At 69.6% G+C, this 18,634-nt stretch carries 19 protein-coding genes; 12 read left to right on the forward strand and 7 right to left on the reverse strand.

The features are described 5' to 3' along the window. Positions 1-8: 8 nt before the first annotated feature. The gene (locus RPX00_RS47120; RefSeq protein WP_406635904.1) at positions 9-626 is read left to right on the forward strand and encodes a hypothetical protein; all 618 of its coding nucleotides are present in this window, start codon (positions 9-11) and stop codon (positions 624-626) included. Positions 627-641: 15 nt separating this feature from the next. On the opposite strand, the gene RPX00_RS47125 is transcribed toward RPX00_RS47120, so the two are convergent. Genes RPX00_RS47125 through RPX00_RS47135 form a run of 3 tightly spaced genes read right to left on the reverse strand, consistent with a single transcriptional unit; the run spans position 642 to position 2,916 of the window. Beyond that, the gene (locus RPX00_RS47125) at positions 642-1,277 is read right to left on the reverse strand and encodes a response regulator (RefSeq protein WP_406635906.1); all 636 of its coding nucleotides are present in this window, start codon (positions 1,275-1,277) and stop codon (positions 642-644) included. After that, positions 1,274-2,356, reverse strand: a complete 1,083-nt coding sequence (locus RPX00_RS47130) for a sensor histidine kinase (RefSeq protein ID WP_406635908.1) — start codon at positions 2,354-2,356, stop codon at positions 1,274-1,276. Before RPX00_RS47130 ends, RPX00_RS47125 begins: the two co-directional genes overlap by 4 nt. A gap of 35 nt (positions 2,357-2,391) precedes the next feature. Then, positions 2,392-2,916 (reverse strand): DUF1453 domain-containing protein, encoded by a 525-nt coding sequence (locus tag RPX00_RS47135; protein ID WP_406635910.1) that lies wholly within the window; start codon positions 2,914-2,916, stop codon positions 2,392-2,394. Positions 2,917-3,128: 212 nt separating this feature from the next. Between RPX00_RS47135 and RPX00_RS47140 the strand changes: the two genes are divergently transcribed. Together RPX00_RS47140 and RPX00_RS47145 are read left to right on the forward strand one after the other, a co-directional pair. Further along, positions 3,129-4,388 carry a cation:proton antiporter gene (locus RPX00_RS47140; protein WP_406635912.1) on the forward strand — a complete coding sequence of 420 codons (1,260 nt, stop codon included), beginning with the start codon at positions 3,129-3,131 and terminating at the stop codon, positions 4,386-4,388. 25 nt (positions 4,389-4,413) lie between these two features. Continuing rightward, the gene (locus RPX00_RS47145) at positions 4,414-4,779 is read left to right on the forward strand and encodes a GNAT family N-acetyltransferase (RefSeq protein ID WP_406635914.1); all 366 of its coding nucleotides are present in this window, start codon (positions 4,414-4,416) and stop codon (positions 4,777-4,779) included. Positions 4,780-4,788: 9 nt separating this feature from the next. On the opposite strand, the gene RPX00_RS47150 is transcribed toward RPX00_RS47145, so the two are convergent. Together RPX00_RS47150 and RPX00_RS47155 are read right to left on the reverse strand one after the other, a co-directional pair. Further along, entirely contained in the window at positions 4,789-7,452 is a 2,664-nt protein-coding gene (locus RPX00_RS47150) for a hypothetical protein (protein ID WP_406635916.1), read from the reverse strand. Positions 7,453-7,519: 67 nt separating this feature from the next. Continuing rightward, a complete protein-coding gene (locus RPX00_RS47155) occupies positions 7,520-8,164 on the reverse strand; it encodes a TetR family transcriptional regulator (protein WP_406635918.1) in 645 nt (214 codons plus the stop codon). 194 nt (positions 8,165-8,358) lie between these two features. On the opposite strand from RPX00_RS47155, the gene RPX00_RS47160 reads away from it, so the two are divergent. The 5 genes from RPX00_RS47160 to RPX00_RS47180 all read left to right on the forward strand — a co-directional run bounded on the left by RPX00_RS47160 (position 8,359) and on the right by RPX00_RS47180 (position 13,845). Then, entirely contained in the window at positions 8,359-9,324 is a 966-nt protein-coding gene (locus RPX00_RS47160; protein WP_406635920.1) for an AraC family transcriptional regulator, read from the forward strand. Between the two features lie 105 nt (positions 9,325-9,429). Next, on the forward strand, positions 9,430-10,977 hold the full coding sequence (locus RPX00_RS47165) for a bifunctional 3-(3-hydroxy-phenyl)propionate/3-hydroxycinnamic acid hydroxylase (protein WP_406635922.1): 1,548 nt from the start codon (positions 9,430-9,432) through the stop codon (positions 10,975-10,977). Next, a complete protein-coding gene (locus tag RPX00_RS47170) occupies positions 10,974-11,999 on the forward strand; it encodes an alpha/beta hydrolase family protein (protein ID WP_406635924.1) in 1,026 nt (341 codons plus the stop codon). The genes RPX00_RS47165 and RPX00_RS47170 overlap by 4 nt, the downstream gene beginning before the upstream one ends. A gap of 5 nt (positions 12,000-12,004) precedes the next feature. Beyond that, on the forward strand, positions 12,005-12,829 hold the full coding sequence (locus tag RPX00_RS47175) for a dioxygenase (RefSeq protein WP_406635926.1): 825 nt from the start codon (positions 12,005-12,007) through the stop codon (positions 12,827-12,829). Beyond that, positions 12,829-13,845 carry a maleylacetate reductase gene (locus RPX00_RS47180; protein ID WP_406635928.1) on the forward strand — a complete coding sequence of 339 codons (1,017 nt, stop codon included), beginning with the start codon at positions 12,829-12,831 and terminating at the stop codon, positions 13,843-13,845. The genes RPX00_RS47175 and RPX00_RS47180 overlap by 1 nt, the downstream gene beginning before the upstream one ends. Here RPX00_RS47180 and RPX00_RS47185 read toward each other — a convergent pair. Further along, positions 13,832-14,734 (reverse strand): NmrA family NAD(P)-binding protein, encoded by a 903-nt coding sequence (locus RPX00_RS47185; protein WP_406635930.1) that lies wholly within the window; start codon positions 14,732-14,734, stop codon positions 13,832-13,834. The two genes, RPX00_RS47180 and RPX00_RS47185, sit on opposite strands and share 14 nt — an antisense overlap. Before the next feature lie 96 nt (positions 14,735-14,830). Here RPX00_RS47185 and RPX00_RS47190 point away from each other — a divergent pair, with 96 nt between their 5' ends. Then, on the forward strand, positions 14,831-15,391 hold the full coding sequence (locus RPX00_RS47190; protein ID WP_406635932.1) for a TetR/AcrR family transcriptional regulator: 561 nt from the start codon (positions 14,831-14,833) through the stop codon (positions 15,389-15,391). Here the strand turns inward: RPX00_RS47190 and RPX00_RS47195 are convergent. Continuing rightward, complete coding sequence (locus tag RPX00_RS47195; protein ID WP_406635934.1) at positions 15,375-16,013, reverse strand: TetR/AcrR family transcriptional regulator; 639 nt, start codon at positions 16,011-16,013, stop codon at positions 15,375-15,377. The genes RPX00_RS47190 and RPX00_RS47195 overlap by 17 nt on opposite strands. A gap of 65 nt (positions 16,014-16,078) precedes the next feature. On the opposite strand from RPX00_RS47195, the gene RPX00_RS47200 reads away from it, so the two are divergent. The 3 genes from RPX00_RS47200 to RPX00_RS47210 are packed head-to-tail and all read left to right on the forward strand — an operon-like array spanning position 16,079 to position 18,633. After that, the gene (locus RPX00_RS47200; protein WP_406635936.1) at positions 16,079-17,038 is read left to right on the forward strand and encodes a PDR/VanB family oxidoreductase; all 960 of its coding nucleotides are present in this window, start codon (positions 16,079-16,081) and stop codon (positions 17,036-17,038) included. Positions 17,039-17,049: 11 nt separating this feature from the next. Then, entirely contained in the window at positions 17,050-17,712 is a 663-nt protein-coding gene (locus tag RPX00_RS47205; protein WP_406635938.1) for an MSMEG_1061 family FMN-dependent PPOX-type flavoprotein, read from the forward strand. Positions 17,713-17,757: 45 nt separating this feature from the next. Then, positions 17,758-18,633, forward strand: a complete 876-nt coding sequence (locus RPX00_RS47210) for a hypothetical protein (protein ID WP_406635940.1) — start codon at positions 17,758-17,760, stop codon at positions 18,631-18,633. The last annotated feature ends 1 nt before the right edge of the window (position 18,634 follow it).

Consider the following 18,634-nt stretch of genomic DNA (forward strand, 5'->3'; position numbering starts at 1 on the left):
CGCTGGCCATGTTGCTGCTCGTGTCAGGCGCGTCCGGCGTCGGCAAGACCACCGCGCGCCTGCACGCCCGGCATCTGCTCGGCGAAACGTACGAGACCGCCGAACTGTGCACGCTCGGGCCGATCCCGGCCGTGCCGACCGTCGCGTGGCGGCAGGAGCAGGTGGAAGCCGCGGTCCAGCGCGCGATCGCGCTCGAAGCCGAGGGCAGGCACCTGCTGTTCGCGGGCGATCCGGTGCCGGTCGGGGAGGCGCTGGCGGCGCCGAGCGCGGACCGGATCGACATCGCCGCCTGCCTGCTCGACGTCCACGACGAGGCCCATCTGGCTCGGCTCGCCCGCCGCGGCGAGCCGAGCCAGACCATCCCCCTGCACCAAGGGTTCGCCGCGTGGCTGCGTGCGCACGCTCACGACCCCGGACACGTCCCGGAAGCCGTCACGACCGATGCCTGGCCGGAAATGCGCTGGGACCGCTGGATCGGCCGCGTGCCGGGTCCGGAGTGGGCGATGACGGTGCTGGACACGTCGTCGCTCAGCCCAGCGGAGATCGGCGAGGCGGTCGCGGAGTGGTGCCGACGAGCGGTGGCCGGGGAGGCTCCGGTCTTTTCGGCGGGGTGGTTCGCGCGCTGAGCAGACCCGGCCCGGTCAGTCCGCGTAACCGTGCTCATGCGCGTAACGCACCGCCTGCGCCCGGGTCCCGCACCCCGTCTTCGCGAAAATCCGGTTCACGTGCGTCTTCACCGTCGTCTCGCTGACCCGCAGCTCCCGCGCGATCTCCCGGTTCCCCCGTCCGGCCGCGATCAGCTTCAGCACGTCCACCTCCCGCGCGGTCAGCCCGTGGTCCGGCGGCGCGGCCGGACGCCGGGCCGCCGCCAGCAGCGTCCGCTGCACCGCCAGGTCCATCACGGTCTGCCCGGCAGCCGCGGCGTGGATCGCGCGGCCGATTTCGTCGCCGTTCGCCGCCTTCGTCACGTAGCCGACCGCACCCGCGTCCAGGGCGCGCACGATCGACGCGCTGTCCGCGTAGGTGGTGAGCACGACGACCCGGGTGCCCGGCAGGTCCGTGACGATCCGCCGGGTCGCCGCCGCGCCGTCGCAGCGCGGCAGGTCCAGGTCCATCAGCACGACGTCCGGCTGCAGCCGCGCGGTTTCCTCGATCGCCGCGAGACCGTCGCCCGCCTGTCCGACGACCTCGATGTCCGGCAGCAGCCCGACCAGCAGCACCAGGCCCTCCCGCACAGCGGGCTGGTCCTCGGCCACGAGCACGCGCACGATCGTCATGCCGGGATCCTCACCGACAACCGCCAGCCCGCGCCATCCGGACCCGCGGTCACCTCGCCGCCGACCAGTTCCGCGCGCTCGCGCAAGCCGGTCAGGCCGTACCCGGCACCGGACAGGCCGGAGCTGGATCCAGACCGGTTGACGACCGTCATCGTCACCGAAGAGTCCAGATAGGACAGTTCGACCGACACCGGGGCGCCCGCCGCGTGCTTGCGGGCATTGGAAAGTCCTTCTTGGACAGTGCGGTACAGCAGCAGCGTGACGTCCGCGGCGAGTTCGCGGGGTTCGCCGGTGACCTGGATCGACGCGTTGTCCGGCAGCGAACCGAACAGCTCCGGCAACGCCATCGGATCGCCGCGCAACGCATGCACCGCGCGCCGCGTTTCGATCAACCCTTCCTGCGCCAATTCGCCAGCCTTCCGCACGCACGCGGCGAGCTTCTCCTCCGGCGACGGCAACTCTGCGACCAACCGGGCCGCGGCCTGCAAATGCAGCGACAGCGCCGACAGCGAATGCGCCTGGATGTCGTGGACCTCCCTGGCCAGCCGGGCGCGTTCCTCCAGCGTCGCCCCGCGCGCCACGGCTTCCTGGGTGAGCCGCGTCTGGTCCAGCAGGTCCCTGGCCTGTCGCGCCTGCACCCGGTACTGCCGCCGGTTCAGCCCGAGCAGCACCACGACGGCCACCGCGAGCGCGTTCCCCGCCACCAGACCGCCCGGCTGACCGGCGAAGTACCCGCCGACGGTCACCGCGACCCCCAGTACCGCGGCGACCGTCACGATCTCCGCCGGGCGAATCGCGGCCAGCGAGGACAACACGAGCAAGGACAAGCAGACCAGCGACGGCCCGGTCAGACTCTCGTCCGCCACCGTCACGATCGCGCCGAAGAGCGCGGCCAGCGAGAGCAGCACCCCGGCCGCACGCGGCCAGCGCAGGTCCAGCGCGCCGAAGGCCAGCCCGCTCGCGGCGGAGGCGGCCAGCGGCACCCACTCCCACTCCGCCGCGGGCCGCGCGGTGAGCAGGATCGCGACGAAGGCGACCGGCGTGAGCAGCCGCAGCAAGACCAGCGGCAACCGAGTCATCGCGATCTCCTCCCCCTGTCCGCTGCTCAGCGTAGTCAGGCCCGCACCGGCTGCCCGTCGGCGGATTCCAGCCGCCGCGACCGCCACAGCACCCCGCCGGCCCGCACCGCGACCATGGCCAGCGCCATCAGCACGAAGAACAGCCCCACCCCGTCCTTGTCCACCTGCGTGCTGACCAGGAACTCGCCGACCCGCGCGGCGAACGGGCGCACGTTCTCGACCGCCCACACGAACACCAGCCGCCCGACCAGCACGGCGAGCCAGATCAGCAGGTACGGCCAGCCCGCCCAGGTCTGCACGCGCCCGGTGACCGGACTGCGCTCCACCCGGGTGGTGGCGATCAGCCCCGCTCCGGCGACCGCCCCGAGGACCGCGCCGACCAGCCCGGCCAGCACGTTCGGCGCGGTGATCGCGATCCCGCCGGTGAAGTACAGCACCCCGATGACGGTGCACGAAACGAACGGCATGATGCCCATGACCAGGTTGTGCCTGCGGCGGCCCACCTGGGTGAAAAGAACGAGGGCGAGCAGGATCCCGCCCATGATGAGAGCGTCGGTCATCGCGGCCTTCCGTCGGTTCAGGCGGGCCGGAACACCCGCGTTTCCGACGCTAAGGCGCGCAGCCGGCCGAATCGTCCACCCATCGCCCGATTCCGGGTGGACGTGACGTACACCCGGATCACCGGATCGGGCGGGCCCAGATCGGTACACTGTGGAGCGTCAGCGGCCGGAATCGGCTGGGCGCAACCCAAATCCGTGGAGCCGGACGTACGATGTTGATTCCCGCACTGATCGTCCTGTCCGCCGCGGTCCTGATGCGCGCGCTCGCGGCCAAGCAGCTCGACCGGTGGAACATCGCCGCACCCGTGCTGATGGTGGTCTGCGGGGTCGCGACCGCGTTGTTCGCGAATCCGGAAAAACTGCTCGAGGTGTTCAACACCGAAATCGCGCAGCACGTCGCCGAACTCATTCTCGCGATGCTGCTTTTCGTCGACGCCACCGAGGTCCGCGGCGGACGCCTGTGGGGCCACGCGCCGAGCCTCGTCGCGCGGGTGCTGTTCCTCGCGCTGCCGCTGAGCCTCGCACTGGCCATGCTGGCGGGCTGGGCGTTCTTCCCGGATCTGTCGTGGCCGCTGCTGCTGATCGTCGCGTGCATCGTCATCCCGAGCGATTTCGCCGCCGCCGAACGCGTTGTCCGCGACAAAACCCTGACCCCGCAAGTGCGCAGCGTGCTGAATGTCGAAAGCGGCTACAACGACGGGCTTGTCTCGCCGCTGTTCCTGTTCGCACTCATTCTCGCGCGCAGCGACAATACCGCGGACACCGCCGGAAAAGCGCTCGCGACCGCATTGCCGTTCGCGATCAAAGCAATCGTCGCCGGCGCGATCATCGGGACGGTGATCGGTTTCCTGCTGTTCCTCGCCGTGCGCTCCGGCTGGACGTCCGGACAGGGGCGGCGCATCGCGGTGCTGACGACGCCCCTGCTGGCCTACGCGGCCACGGTCGCCATCGACGGCAACGGCTTCGTCGCCTCGTTCGTGTGCGGGATCGCCTTCCGCTACGTCTACCGCGCCTTCGCCGCGCGGCACCTCCGCACGCCGGCCAGCCCCGCCCGGGAGCACTTCACCCGGCCGTCCGAGGATCTGCAACTGCTCGAAGAGGTCACCGGAATCCTGACCATGGCAATGTGGTTCGTCGTCGGCGCGGCCGCGGTGGTCGTGGTGTCGTTCGGCATCCCGTGGCAGCCGATCGTGTTCTGCCTCCTCGCGCTGACTGTGCTGCGGATCGTCCCGGTGATGCTGTCGCTGACGCGCACCCGGATGCCGCACCGGGACCGGTTCCTGGTCGGCGCACTCGGCCCGCGCGGAACGACGTCGATCGTGTTCGGACTGCTGGCGATCAACGGCCTGTCCGGCGAGGCGAGCGACACGGTGCTGACGCTGACCGTGGTGTGCGTCCTCGGCAGTGTGGCTTTGCACGGGTTGGGGTCAACGCCGCTCATCACGCGGTTGATGACTTCACGCCGCCCCTAGCAGGCAACTGACCGCGCTACTCTGAATGCTTCCGATCGGCGGAGGCGCGCATGCCCAGCGCGCCGACCACGATCGTGCCTTCACCCCGGGCCGGTGGCAGGTGATCACCGTCGACGGCACGGACGCGGGCCTGCTCGTGGTCGATTACCGGCAGGCGCAGGTCTACCTCGGCCGGATCGAACTAGACCCCCGCTACCAAGGCCAGGGAATCGGCGGACGGCTGCTCCGGTGGCTGATCGGCGTCGCGGCCGAGCGAAGGCAGGAACTCGCCCTCGAAGTCCTCGCGGTCAACACGCGCGCACACGCGTTCTACCTGCGGCACGGATTCCGCGAAACCGGCGGGCGCGCACGGAAAATCCTCCTGGCCCGCGCCCCGGACCAGGAGGATTGACCAGCGGCCTCAGCCCGCGTCCGTCACCGTCCCGGTGAGGTCGACGGCCGGGTGGGATTCCGTCATCTGCAGCAACACATGCTTCGCCGGATCAGGCCCGTCGTGCCGCACCGTCGGGATCGTCAGGTCGGCGCTCAGCTTCCCCGCCATGATCTGCACCCCCACCGTCACGTTGGTCGCCGACAACGGCTGCGGCTTCTTCGGGTCCAGGCCGTGCTCGATCAGCCATTGCGGGTCGATATCCGAGGTCATCAGCTCCGGTCCGGTCTTCGGCGCTTTCACTTCCGCCGCCACGTAGACGTCCGAATCGGCCGCGGCGGACAGAGTGACCGGCCAGGCCAGCGCGGCGCCCTCGACCGCCGACGCGTCCGTCTTGCCGGCGCTCACCACCGGTTCCGGGTCGTCGTTCTCGACGTTCACCGCGCCCTCGGCAGCCCCGACGACCGTGCCGTGGGTGGCTTTCACGCCGGCCAGCAGCCGGTACGGCCAGCTCCACCGGGTGTTCCCAACGACCGTCGCGGGCAGGTCGATCGTGTGCTGTCCCGGCGCGAGCGTGACCGCCTGATACGTCCACTTCACCGACGCCGGCGAGGTCGCGTCAGCCCGGAAGACGCGCAGCGAACCGCCGCCGTCCCCGGTCACCGTGACCGGGATCTGGTACGTCTTCGAGCCGGAATCGCCCTCCTTGACCGTCAGGGAGCCGAGGTCGACCCGCGTCAGCGGAGCCGCGCTCGGTTCGGGCAGACCGGGCCGCCACGCGTACGCGTCCAGCAGCCATGCCTCGCTGCCTGCCTTCTGCGGCGTCAGTTCCAGGCTCGCCACCTCCTGGTGCGGCGGCAGCGGGACCCGGACTTCCTGTCCCCAGAACGATTTCGTCCGTTCGGTCCCGGCGAGGCCGGTCACCGTGAACGAGCCCAGTTTCGTGCGCTTGCCCCGGGAATCCGCGACCGCGACGTCGAACGACTCGGCCGGGGCGTTCTCCGGCGCGATGACCCGCATCGCCAGCGCCCGCGCGCCGCCGGAAGAAAGCGGACGGGGCAACTGGATCTGCGCCGGAGCCCCCGCCGAACGCACATGCACCGCGGCACGGGTCGGATCGGGAGCGTCCTCCAGCCCGACAAAATGCGGCGACTTGGCCGGACCAGTGAGGCACCGCTGATCCGGCCCGACCTGCTGGCAGACGTCTCCGCTGCCGGTGACCTTGGTCGACGAATCCGGGACCAGCACTGGCGTCCGCGCGCCGCCGAGCGCATGCGTCAGCACGTGCGCCGGATCGGCCGACGGGGCACGCACACCCGAACCGTCCAGCAACGGCTGCACCCGCAGATCGTGCTTCTGGAACAGCTGCGCCGCCGCGGCGACATAGGTCGCGCCGACCGCCCGCTGCTGCGCGTCGGTCAACCGCGCGGGCATACCGGGCGAGCAATTCGGGTCCGGTTCGCGAGAGTAGAAATCGTCATTGGCAGGAGCCACCGCGACGCCCGGAGTCCATTCGGCATTGAAGTAATTGTGGTTCGCGCCCGAGACATAAAGCGCGCTGTGCAATGCCGTGTCCCGGCTGACGCCGCGCGCCCCGTCGATGTATTGCTGCCCTTGGAGATCCGATACGTCGCCGTCGCAGGAAGGCAGGAAGGTGACCGACGGGACGTCCGGCACCGGGTTGAGCCCGAACACAGTCGGCGCGATGAAGACGTTGCCGCGGATCTTCCACCGGACCGGCCCGGGGAACCCGGTGTCGCCCGGCGGCGGATACAAACTGTCCATCGCGGCCCTGTTCACGCCCTCGCCGCCGCGGGAATGCCCGACCAGCAACACATTCGACATATCCGCCGCGGCCGAATCCCGCACGATCTGCGGAGCGCTCGCCCGCGCGCTGCCGGACCAGTCCGCCCAGTGCGCGAGGTGCAGCCGGACCAGCGACGACCGGGCCTGCGCCCCGCCGTCCTCCGCCGCGTGGTCGAGCGCGTTGATCGCGTTGGCCGAAATGGACACGGTCACGAATCCCTGCGACGCCAGCAATTCCTGAGTCTGCTGGTAACCGCGGTAGCTCGGGATCGGCAGCATCCCGGTTTTGCACGGCCACGCGACCGAGAAGTCGTTCGGATCGTTCGGGTTGTAACAGGGCTGATGCCTGCCGTGCAGGAACACCACCAGCGGCCGGTTCCCCGGCGCGTTTTTCGGCGCGACGACCAGGCCCTGCATCTCGATCGGCCCGTCCAGCCCCGGCAGCCGCACCGGGTCGAGCGAGTACTCGCCCTTCACTGTCGAGTACTGCCCTGGTTTACCCGGATCCACCGCATTGGCGGGCAACGCGGGCAGCGGCGCCGGGGACGGCTGATTCGCCGTCGCCCGAGGCGCTTCGGTCAACGAACGGCCGCCGACGCGCACCTCCAGCCCGCGCGGATCGCGGATCCCGCCCGCGGGCAGCGAGAACGTCCGCAGATCCGGGCTCGGCCGCGCGCGGCCGAGCAGTTTCCCGCCGGACCAGAATTCCACCGCACCGTCGCCGAACAGCGGTTTCGGCGCGGTCCAGACCAGTTTCCCGTCCGCGACACGCCATTCCGGCGACGCCGCCGGACCGGGGGCCGGACTCGCCGCCGCGGGCTGCGCCAGCGTGACCGCCATGACCGCGGCCGCCGCGATGGGGACAAATTTGCGCAGAAGGACCTTCACTGGGTGCTCCCTCCCCGAAGATCTTTCCTTTCTACCGGGAAAGCAGACCGCCGTGCCAGGCCGTGGTTCAGCCGCGGCCCTCCGGAAGCGCCCCGGTGCGCAGCCCGGCGACGACGATCTCGCCGAACGCGTCGCCGATCTGCCGGGGCGTCATCGCGCCGCGCGGATCGAGCCAAGTGTGTGCCCACGAGGCCACGCCGATCACCGCGAACGCCAGCACGCGCGCGGTCGCGACCGGTTTGAACGCGCCGCTTTCGATCCCTCGCTCGACCACCTGCGTAACGAGCGCTTCGAACTCCTCACGCTTGCGCTCGACCGAAGCGAAGGCTTCGCTGGAGAGAAACCGGCGTTCCTGCTGGAAAATCGAAATCTCAGACCGGTAGATGCCGATCGGCTCGACCAGCACCTCGGTCATCACCCGGCGGAGCACCTGCTCCGGCGCGCCGCCGTCGGCGAGCACCTCGCGGATCCGCCGCAGCTGGAAATCCATGAACTCGTCGTGGATTTCGTGCAGCACGTCCTCTTTGGTCTCGAAATGGTAGTAGAACGCGCCTTTGGTGAGCCGTGCGGTGTCGACGATCTTCTGTACCGAGGTCGCGTGGAAACCGTCCTGTTCGAACAGGGTGAGCGCGGCGTCGACCAGCGCCCGCCGGGTGGCGTCGGGATCACGCGGCGCCCGGCGTCTCCCCGAGGAGGGCTGGACAGCGGCCATCGAAACGCTCCTCACTGGCCGGCTGGCCGCGGATGCCGAGCCAAGAAGGTAACAAACAATCAGGCCCGGCCAGCGCGAAACCGGCAGATCCGGACCCGCCGCACCAGGGCCGAATTGCCCTCGCGCCAGCCGGGTGACCCGAACGGAGCAACGGCTTATCATGGACCGGAGCAGCGGAAAGGCGGTGCGGCCGGATGGCGACTCTCTCGCGGTTCTCCGTGCTGCACACCGCCGACCTGGAACAGTTCCGCGCCGCCGCCTCCCGGTATCTCACCCCGCACCGGCTCTCCCCCGCCGGGCGGGACGAGGGACTGCAGACCGACGTCGCGAAGGTCGAACTGGGCCCGGTCACGCTCGTCTACTGCCGCAATACCGGCGCTGAGCTGCGGGTGGAGCTGACCGAACAGGTCGACTACTACGACGTCAACCTCGCCCTCGGCGGCACCAACCTGCTGCACGCCGACCGCGACGAGGTGTACGTCGACGCCGGGACCGCGGGCATCCTCTCGCCGCGCATGGTCGCGCGCATGGCGCTGTCCGACGGCTACCGCCAGCTGCACGTCCGCGTCGAACGGCACGCGCTGGAACGGCACCTCGAGGAGCTGCTCGACCGGCCGATCGCGGCACCGATCCGGTTCCGGCCGAGGATGGACCTGGCCCGGCCCGCCGCCGCGTCCTGGGCGCAGGCCGTCCAGCTCCTGCTGCGGGACCTCGACCAGCCCGCCGGGCTCGCCGGCGCGGGCGGCGACAGCCCGTGGCCGCCGTTCCTGATGACCGGGCTCCTGCTCGCCCAACCGCACAACTACCAGCGGGAACTGGAGCACCGGCGGACGAGCCCGCGACGTTCGTCGCCGGTCAAACGGGCGATCGACCTGATCGAACGGGATCCGTCGGCCGAGCTGTCGCTCGAACGGCTGGCGCTCGAGGCCGGAACCACGCCGCGGTCGCTGCAACGGCATTTCAAGGAATACGTCGGCTGCACCCCGCGCGAATACGTGCAGAACATTCGCCTTGCCCGCGCGCACGACGATCTGCGATCCGCGCCGCCCGGCACGACGGTCACCGAAATCGCGTACAAATGGGGATTCAGTCACGTGCCCCGATTCGCCGGGGTGTATCAAGCGCGGTACGGCGTGCGGCCGTCGGAGACCCTGCGCTGACGATTCGTGTCGCGCGGCGGATCGGCCTGTCGCGGAACGGATCGGCGGCGCGGGCGAACGTTCCTAACCTCCTCCCAGGGATTCCTTCCCGATGGGAGACAACACATGCACCACGACTTCGACGTCGCAATCGTGGGCTACGGACCGACCGGACTGGTCCTCGCCTCGGCACTGGGCACAAGCGGCCACCGCGTCGCGGTGTTCGAACGCTGGCCCGGGCTGTACGGACTGCCCCGGCTGACGCACATCGACGGCGAGACCGCGCGGATCGTCCAGGCGACCGGCGATCTCGCCCACGCGCTGCGCGACGCCATGCCGCTGCCGAACTACCGCTACCTGAGCGCGGACGGCGAACCGCTCATCGAACTGGACTGGCGGGGCACGTCGTGCGGGCATCCGGCGCATCTGTCCATCTACCAGCCGGACATCGAGGACGCGATCGACCGGCACGTCCGCGCGACCGGGAACGCCGAGGTCAACCAGGGCTGGTCGGCCGTCAACCTGCGCGCGGACGCCGACGGCGTGCAGCTGACCGCGCGGCCGTGGTCGAAGGATCGCACCGGCCAGTGGTCCCATTCCGGCGAAGAACGCACCGTCACCGCGAAGTACCTTGTCGGTGCGGACGGCGCCGGCAGCTTCGTGCGCGCCACGCTGGGCATCGAGCGCAGCGACACTGGCGTGCATGACCGGTGGCTGAACATCGACACCGAACGCTTGCGACCGCTGCCGGAGCGCTTCAGCCAGGTCACCCAGTTCTGCGACCCGGCGCGCGGCCACATGTACATGCCGATCGGCTACCGCAGGCAGCGATTCGAGCTGGCGGTGCTGCCCGACGAGGACGTCGCGGCCTATGAGGACCCGGAGTTCGCCTGGCGCTGGCTGGGCGAAAAGCACGGTCTCGGCCGCGCGGACGTCCGGATCCTGCGCCAGGTCGTGTACACCTTCCAGGGCCGGATCGCCGAATCCTGGCGGCGCGGCCGGGTCCTGCTCGCCGGGGACGCCGCGCACACCACGCCGCCCTACCTCGGGCAGGGCGCGTGCTCGGGCATGCGCGACGGGATCACGCTGGGCTGGAAGCTCGATCTCGTCCTGCGCGGCCTGGCCGGCGACCAGCTGCTCGACACCTACGAGGCCGAACGCAAACCGCACGCCACCGCGATCACGGAGATCTCGACGGCGCTGGGCAAGGTCGCCAACACACACGATCCGGCCGAGGCCGCCGCCCGCGACGACGCCTTCCGGCGCGGCGACGTCCCGCCTCCGCCGCCGTTCCCGACCATCACCGCCGGGGTTGTCCACCCGAACAACCCGTTGGCCGGAACGCTTGCCCCGCAAGGGATTGTGCGTACCTCCGCTGGTGAAGGCCGGTTCGACGACGTCGTTGGCGGCGGGTTCAGCCTGGTGTGCCGGGCAGATCTCGCCGACGTGCTCGACGCGGGTCAGCGTGCGTTCCTCGCCCAGCTCGGCGTGACGATCGCGACTGACACCGTCGAGGATCTCGACGGGACTTACGAACGCTGGTTCGCCTCGACCGGGACGGAAGCCTTCCTCAGCCGTCCGGACTTCCACCTCTTCTGGGCCGGTCCCCTCGCCGAGTTGCCCTCCGCCGTCGACCAGCTCCGTCAGCAGCTCAGCGCGGCGGTGCCAGCATGAGCCGGACCGAGGCGCTCTGGCGCGCGATGCCGCCGACCCGGCTGCTGGACGGCGGCATGGACTACGCCGACATCCTCGCCCTGCAAACCCGCACGGCCGCCGGACAACCGTGGGACGTCGCCGCCGAACAACTCGCCGACGCCCGGCTCACCCGCTCCCCGACCCACCCGGTCACGGCGCTGGCGGAATTGCGTTACGCCGCCGCAGATCTGCTTTTCGCGCAAATGGCGTACAACTTCGACGAGCCGCGCAAAGTCGCGCTCTACGAACGATTCACCTCCGTCATCACGCGCGCCGCCGAACTCGCTGCCCCTCGTTGGGAACGGCTGGAATTGCCCTTCGCCGGCGGAACGCTGTTCGGCTGGCTGATCCGTCCAGCTGGCCCGATCACCGGGACCGTCGTGGTATTCGGCGGGCAAAGCGGTTGGGGCGCAACCTATCTCCCGATCGCGGACGCACTCGCCCAGCGCGGAATGGCGGCCCTGCTCGCCGAAGGCCCCGGGCAAGGCGAAACCCGGATGCGCGGCGGAATCCTGCTGGACGCCGACGTCCGGGCCGCGTACTCGGCCTTCGTCAGCCACGCGGCAAGCGATCGGATCGGGTTGTGGGGCAACAGCATGGGCGGCCTCTACGCCGCCACCACGGCAGCGTCCGACGACCGGGTCACCGCGGTATGCGTCAACGGCGCACCCGCCGCTCCCCGGCTGCTGGGCTTCCGGACCTTCGACGAACAAGCCTGCGCCATGCTCGGCACCCAAGACCACCAAGCCGTCCAAGACAATTTCGACCGTCTCGCGCTAAAGCCGGAAGACCGGATTCGCGGCGCACTGCTCGTCCTGCACGGCGACGAGGACCCCATTATCCGGCTTGCGGACCAGAAACCGTTCCTGGCCGCCGCCGAGGGCCGCGCCGACCTGAAGCAGTGGCCCGACGGCGAGCACACCATCTACAACCACGCCGCCGAACGCACCGCCTACGTCGCCGACTGGTTCGCCGACCGCTTCCGCGAGAAGAAGGACTGACCACTGTGGATTTCACGGAAACCTCAGCCGAACAAGCGGTCATAAACAGCTTCTCGGCCACCGCTGACCCGCGGCTCGCGGAAATCCTCACCGCCGTCACCCGGCATCTGCACGCCCTTGTCCGGGAAGTCCGCCCGACGATGGCCGAATGGGAGCAGGCCATCGAATTCCTCACCGACATCGGCCACACCTGCGGCCCCGCCCGGCAGGAATTCGTGCTGCTGTCCGACGTATTCGGCGTGTCCATGCTGGTCGAAACCCTCAACGACAGCGACGGCGGCACCGAAGCGACCGTGCTCGGCCCATTCCATCTCACCGAATCCCCGCAACGCGAACTGGGCGATTCGATCGACCTGCTCGGCACCGGGGCCCCGTGCGTCATCACCGGCACCGTCCGCGCCACCGACGGGACCCCGCTGCCCGGCGCGAGCGTGGACATCTGGCAGTGCTCCGCGGACGGTTTCTACGACGTCCAGCAGCCAGACCGGCAACCACCCGGCAATGGCCGCGGCCGATTCCGCACCGACAGCGAAGGAAAATTCTGGTTCCGCACCGTCGTCCCGAGCCATTACCCGATTCCCACCGACGGCCCCGTCGGCCGCCTGCTGAACGCGACCGGACGCCATCCGTACCGCCCGGCGCACGTCCACGTAATCGCCGAAGCCGCCGGACACCATTCCCTGACCACGCACATGTTCGTCGCGGACAGCCCATACCTGGACAGCGACGCGGTCTTCGCCGTGAAGCGAAGCCTGATCACCGAATTCGCCGACCGCGGCTCCCATCGCGAAGCCCACTTCGACATCCGCCTCGCCCCGGAGGGAGAGTGATGGACTCCTTCACCTACGAAGCCCTTCCCATGCGAGTCGTCTTCGGCACCGGCACGCTGTCCCGGCTCGCCGAAGAAGCCGATCGCCTTGGCCTGCACCGGATTCTCGTTCTGTCCACTCCGGAACAACGCGACCTAGCCGACCGCGTGGCCGCCGTCCTCGGCGATCGCGCCGCCGGAATCTTCGACCAGGCCCGCCCGCACGTCCCGGTACCGACCGTCGCCGCCGCCGCGCACGCAGCCACCGAACTAGGCGCGGACGGCTGCGTCGCGGCGGGCGGCGGTTCGACGATCGGCCTGGGCAAAGCCCTTGCCCTGCAACTGGACTTGCCCATCGTCGCGCTCCCGACGACGTACGCGGGCTCCGAGATGACCCCGATCTGGGGACTCACCGAAAACAATCAGAAACAGACCGGTCGAGACCGAAAAGTGTTGCCCCGCAGCGTGGTCTACGACCCAGAACTCACCGCCAGCCTGCCCGCGACCGTAGCCGCGACCAGCGGCCTCAACGCCATCGCACACGCCGTCGAAGCCCTTTACGCCCCGGATTCCTCCCCGGTGATCGCCGCGATGGCCGAACAAGGCGTACGCGACCTAGCTACGAATTTCACCGGAGCCAACGCATTACGCGGAGCCTGGCTCTGCGGCGCTTGCCTAGGCGCGACAACCATGGGCCTGCACCACAAACTGTGTCACGTATTAGGCGGAATGCTCGACCTGCCGCACGCCGAAACCCACGCGATCCTGCTCCCGCACGTCGCCACCTTCAACCTGCCCGCCGCCCCGGCCGCGGCCGCAGCTCTGTCGCGGGCCTTGAACACCGACGATCCGGCGGCCTTCCTGGCTGAACTCGCCGCCAGCACCGGCGCCCCGACCACCCTCGCTGCCCTAGGCGTCACGGAATCCGACTTGGCCCGGGTCGTCGACGAGGTGCTGGCCAACCCCTATGCCAACCCTCGGCCCGTGCCCCGCGCAGACTTGGAATCCCTGTTGCACCAAGCGTTCAGGCCCGCATAGCGGTGTCGGCCCATTCCTCGAAGGAGGTCAGCGGAATCCCGAGTTCCCGCGCGAACTCGGGCCGCGCCGGCTGTCCCAGCTCGTTCAGCATCGAGTGCGAGAACCCCATCGGCGGCATCCCGGCGGCGAGCGCCTCGTCCGCTGTCATGTCCGGCACGGTCAGCGGCACGCCCAGCACCCGGGACAGAATCGGCGTGATCTCGGCCATCGACAGATAGTCGCTCGCCAATTCCAGCTCCACCCGGTCGAACCGCTCCGGCTCCGCGATCGCCGCCGCGGCCGCCCGGCCGATGTCCCGCGTCGCGGCCAGCGACAACTTCGTGTCCGGACGGAGAATCGTCACCAGGCCGCCCTCGATGCCGCGCGGAAACACGTACTTCATGGACGGCAGGAAGTTGTCCATGAAGAACCCGGGCTTGAGCAACGTCCACCGCGGGAATTCGGCCGCGCGGAGCCGGTCCTCGATCGCCGCCTTCGTCCCCGTCGACGGAGCCAGGAACGCCCAGCGCTCCTCCCTCAGCTCCGGCCGCCCGCCACCGCTCACCGACGTGTGCACGAACTGCGGCACCTCCGCGATCTTCGCCGCCTCGATGAGGTTCACCGCCTGAATCATCTCACCGGCGAAATCCGGCTCAGCGCCGCTCATATCCGGCATCTGCACGCTGAACACCGCCCGCACGCCCTTCGCCGCGCGCACCACGCTGTCCCGGTCGTGCAAATCCCCGCGGACCAGTTCAGCCCCGAGCGCCTCAACCTTCTTCGCCCGCTCGGTCCCCGGGGCCCGGACCAAAGCCCGGACCGGCACTCCCGCCGCCAGCAGCTCGCGAGCGGTCGCGCCGCCCTGCCGTCCCGTCGCGCCGACGACCAGAACCGGTGCTTGCTCAGCCATGACTCTCCTTCGAAAACGCTAAGTGGCGGACCCCGCCGTTTCGTGTCCGCTACGATACGGCGGGGCCCGCCACTTAGCAAACCCGGAGGTCACGCCATGCCCGGCCAGCAACGTGCGGACGCGCGCCGCAACTACGCGCGAATCCTCGAAGTGGCCGAGGAGGAGGTCGCCGCACACGGGGCGAACGCGTCGCTGGAACAGATCGCGCGCACCGCCGGGGTCGGCTCGGCGACCGTGCGCCGCCACTTCCCGACCCGGCACGCGCTGCTGGAAGCCGTCTCACAAGAGCGGATCGCGCTGCTGGCCGCGCGCGCCCAAGAACTGGCCGGGGAACCCGACAGCCGCCGTGCGCTTCTCGAATGGCTGGACGACGTGGTCAGCTACTGCGTCACGGCACGCGGCCTCGCGGCCGCCCTGGCGTACGACACGCCCGACCCAGCGCACGGCAACTCCTGCTCGATGACGCTGGAAGAGTCCGCCGCCCCGCTCGTGGCCCACGCGGCCCGCGACGGTGCCGTGGCGCCGGAGGTGACCGTCGGAGACCTGATCGCGCTGATCGTCGGCATCACCCTCACCACCGAGCGCCACCCCGACCCGGAAGGCGAGGCCAAGCGGCTGTTCCGGATCGCGGTGGCGGGGATCAGCCCCCAACCCTGACGCGCACCCCGGCGAGCAGCAGGTCCAGCCCGAACTCGAACCGCTCGTCGAAATCGAGCAGCGACTCCACCGGCCCCGACTCGAGATGCGGGTACTGCCGCGCCCCCAGCACCCCCTTGAGCACCTCGATCTCGTCCCCCGTGGCGCCCTGCTCCTCGAGCGCCTCCCCCAGCACGTAGCAAAACACCGCACTAGACGCCCAAAACGCGTGCTTCCGCGGCAATCCGGAAGCGAGCATGCACCCGAGCAGAGTGTCCACATAGGTCAGATTGCTGCGCTTCGCGGCGTAGTTCCCGCCCACGATCCGCGCCCCGTCCCGATACGCGAGCAGCGCGGAACGCAATCCGGTCGCCAGGCTCCGCACCCGGCTCTCCCAGCCGGCGTCCTCTGCGGGCAAATTCTCGACCGCCCCGGCGAGGATCGCCTCCGCCATCTCGTCGATCAGGGCGTCCTTGCCGTCGAACAGCCGGTAGATCGCCGGCAGGTGCAGCCCGAGCCGGTCGGCCAGCTGGCGCATGGTGAGCGATTCCAGCCCGCCGGCGTCGACCAGGTCCAGCGCCTCCCGCACCGCCCGCTCGGCGCGCGTCGCCGCGATCCCCGCCCGTTTCGTCTCGGTTGACATGTTAACGACGTTACCAATACCCTCGGCGAGGCGGCAAGTAACAACGTTAACAAAGGAGGCAGCCCATGGCCCCGAATGCCGGAACCGCCGGCCAGCTGGACGTCTTCGTCCGGCAGCTGCGCTGGGAGGCCGACGGCGTCGTCTCGCTCGACCTGGCGCCGGTAACCGGGAACCCGCTGCCGAGCTGGGCCCCGGGCGCGCACATCGACCTCGTGCTGCCGAACGGCCTCGAACGGCAGTACTCGCTCTGCGGCCCGCCCGGCGAACGCTCCTACTACCGGATCGGCGTCCGCCGGGAACGCGCCAGCCGCGGCGGTTCGGAATATGTGCACGCGTTTCTCCGCCCTGGACAACGCATCTCGATCAAAGGCCCGCGCAACAATTTTGGCTTCAGCCCCGCCGGTTCGTACGTCTTCGTGGCGGGCGGCATCGGCATCACGCCGATCCTGCCGATGGTCCGCGCGGCGGAAGCCCAGGGCGCGGACTGGCAGCTGTATTTCGGCGGCCGCACCAGCGCGTCGATGCCCTTTCTCGGCGAACTCGGCAGGTACGGCAAGCGAGTGCGCTGTCATCCGTCGGACACCACCGGCCGCATTCCGCTGGCCGAGCTGGAAAAGCCCGTCGAAGCGGGCGCGAAGGTCTACGCCTGCGGCCCGGCTTCCCTGCTGTCCGATTTGGACACCGCGGCGGAGAACTGGCCCGCCGAAGCCCTGCACCTGGAACGGTTCAAGGCCCCGCAACTCGCCCCGGCGGAGAACAAGCCGGTCGAAGTGGAATGCGCGGCCTCGAAGAAGACCGTGTCCGTCGGTGCCGACGAAAGCATCGTCAACGCACTCGACAAGGCAGGCATCCGGACGGTGACCTCATGCCGGTCCGGGATTTGCGGTTCCTGCGAAACCAAGGTGCTCGACGGCGTCCCCGACCACCGCGACGGGATCCTCTCCGCGAGCGAGCAGGCGGCGGGCGACCGGATGTTCATCTGCGTGTCCCGGGCCTGCACCCCACGTCTGGTCCTCGACCTGTGAAGGGAGAAATCATGACCACCGCGGCAGACGGCTACACGCCGATCAGCATGGCGCGCATCCGGGAGATCATCGGCTTCCCGGACCAGTTCATCGCCGAGAAAAAGGAAACCTACCTCGGCGAATTCTCCATCCGGTTCATCGCGCACAGCCCGTTCTTCTGCGCCGCCACCATCGGCGCGGACGGCATGGTGGACGTCAGCCCGAAAGGCGACCCGCCCGGTTCCGTGCGGATCCTGGACCCGTGGACGCTCGCCATCCCCGACCGTCCCGGCAACAAACTGGCCGACACCTTCGAAAACATCACCGCCAACCCGTCGATCGGGCTCGTCTTCTTCGTGCCCGGCGTGCGCGAGGTGATCCGCGTCAACGGCGACGCCTTCGTCACCGACGACCCGGAACTGCTGGGCATGCTCAGCGCGGACAGCAAACCCGCGGTGCTCGCGACGATCGTCCGGGTGCGCGAGGTGTTCGGCCAATGCGGAAAAGCCGTGATCCGGGCCAAGCTCTGGGAAGGCGACACCCGCGGCCTCGCCGAAGCAGTGACCCTCGGCGGCGATTTCTACACCCTCAGCATCGCCGAACAGGCACAGAAGATCAACAACAGCCTCGGCGACCTCGTGAACGGTGCCCTGTACGACATGGTCGACGACAAGTACCAGAACGACCTGTTCTAAAACTCCGTTGCCGCACTGACCGAACTGTCCCTACGATCCGTTTTCGTGCGATCTCGACCTTCCTTCGTCACCGACGCCGCCATCACCGAAGCGCTCGCCGAACACTGGCGTCCCGTCACCGAGATCGCTTACCTGCCTTGGGGTTTCGGCGCACACCACTGGCGCGCCGAAACTCTGTTCATCACACTCGACCAGCTCGAACCCCGGCACACCGCGGCGTCGCTGGAAAGCACCTACGCGAGCGCCGCCGCACTGGCCGCGTCGGGCCTGGAGTTCGTCTGCGCGCCACTTCCCACGCGGTCCGGACGCTTCACCGCCGACATCGGAGCCGGCGCACTCAGCGTCACTCCGATGCTGAATGGCCGCAGCCCCGCGGAGGACGAGGTCGACAAACCGGCAATTCTCGCCGCGCTGGAGGCCTTGCACCACACCCCACCACCCGCCGGGCTGCGGCACTGGACCCCGCAGGTAGGCCCGGAATTCGCCGCCGAACTACGGAGCCGCACCGCCGCCCCGTGGACGTCCGGCCCGCTGGCCGAAGAAGCCCGCACCGCACTGGCTGCCCGCAGCGACGCGATCCACCGCTGGACCGACCGGTACCTGGAACTGTCCGCCCTCGCCGCCTCCCGCCGGGACACCTGGGTCCCCACCCACGGCGAACCCCACAACGACAACCAGGTCACCACCCCAGACGGCCTGCGCCTGGTCGACTGGGAAAGCCTCGCCGTCGCCCCGCGCGAACGCGACTACGCCGACCTGCCGGACGCTCCGGGCTTGGACCCGGAAATGGTGGAACTGTTCGCCCTGGACTGGCGGCTCTCCGAACTGCGCGAGTACTCGGACTGGTTTTCCGCGCCGCACAGCGGGAGTGAGGACGACCGGATCGCGTTGGAAGGGTTGTTCGAGGAGTTAGCGGCCTAGT

It is taken from the genome of Amycolatopsis sp. WGS_07, from assembly GCF_045278895.1.
Taxonomy (GTDB): domain Bacteria; phylum Actinomycetota; class Actinomycetes; order Mycobacteriales; family Pseudonocardiaceae; genus Amycolatopsis.

Coding starts and splice junctions, on each gene's coding strand:
- RPX00_RS47135 (WP_406635910.1), bottom strand. CDS start 2,916: ATGACCGACGCTCTCATCATGGGCGGGATCCTGCTCGCCCTCGTTCTT.
- RPX00_RS47170 (WP_406635924.1), top strand. CDS start 10,974: ATGAGCCGGACCGAGGCGCTCTGGCGCGCGATGCCGCCGACCCGGCTG.
- RPX00_RS47125 (WP_406635906.1), bottom strand. CDS start 1,277: ATGACGATCGTGCGCGTGCTCGTGGCCGAGGACCAGCCCGCTGTGCGG.
- RPX00_RS47190 (WP_406635932.1), top strand. CDS start 14,831: ATGCCCGGCCAGCAACGTGCGGACGCGCGCCGCAACTACGCGCGAATC.
- RPX00_RS47130 (WP_406635908.1), bottom strand. CDS start 2,356: ATGACTCGGTTGCCGCTGGTCTTGCTGCGGCTGCTCACGCCGGTCGCC.
- RPX00_RS47165 (WP_406635922.1), top strand. CDS start 9,430: ATGCACCACGACTTCGACGTCGCAATCGTGGGCTACGGACCGACCGGA.
- RPX00_RS47200 (WP_406635936.1), top strand. CDS start 16,079: ATGGCCCCGAATGCCGGAACCGCCGGCCAGCTGGACGTCTTCGTCCGG.
- RPX00_RS47155 (WP_406635918.1), bottom strand. CDS start 8,164: ATGGCCGCTGTCCAGCCCTCCTCGGGGAGACGCCGGGCGCCGCGTGAT.
- RPX00_RS47140 (WP_406635912.1), top strand. CDS start 3,129: ATGTTGATTCCCGCACTGATCGTCCTGTCCGCCGCGGTCCTGATGCGC.
- RPX00_RS47145 (WP_406635914.1), top strand. CDS start 4,414: ATGCTTCCGATCGGCGGAGGCGCGCATGCCCAGCGCGCCGACCACGAT.
- RPX00_RS47180 (WP_406635928.1), top strand. CDS start 12,829: ATGGACTCCTTCACCTACGAAGCCCTTCCCATGCGAGTCGTCTTCGGC.
- RPX00_RS47195 (WP_406635934.1), bottom strand. CDS start 16,013: ATGTCAACCGAGACGAAACGGGCGGGGATCGCGGCGACGCGCGCCGAG.
- RPX00_RS47160 (WP_406635920.1), top strand. CDS start 8,359: ATGGCGACTCTCTCGCGGTTCTCCGTGCTGCACACCGCCGACCTGGAA.
- RPX00_RS47205 (WP_406635938.1), top strand. CDS start 17,050: ATGACCACCGCGGCAGACGGCTACACGCCGATCAGCATGGCGCGCATC.
- RPX00_RS47185 (WP_406635930.1), bottom strand. CDS start 14,734: ATGGCTGAGCAAGCACCGGTTCTGGTCGTCGGCGCGACGGGACGGCAG.
- RPX00_RS47120 (WP_406635904.1), top strand. CDS start 9: ATGTTGCTGCTCGTGTCAGGCGCGTCCGGCGTCGGCAAGACCACCGCG.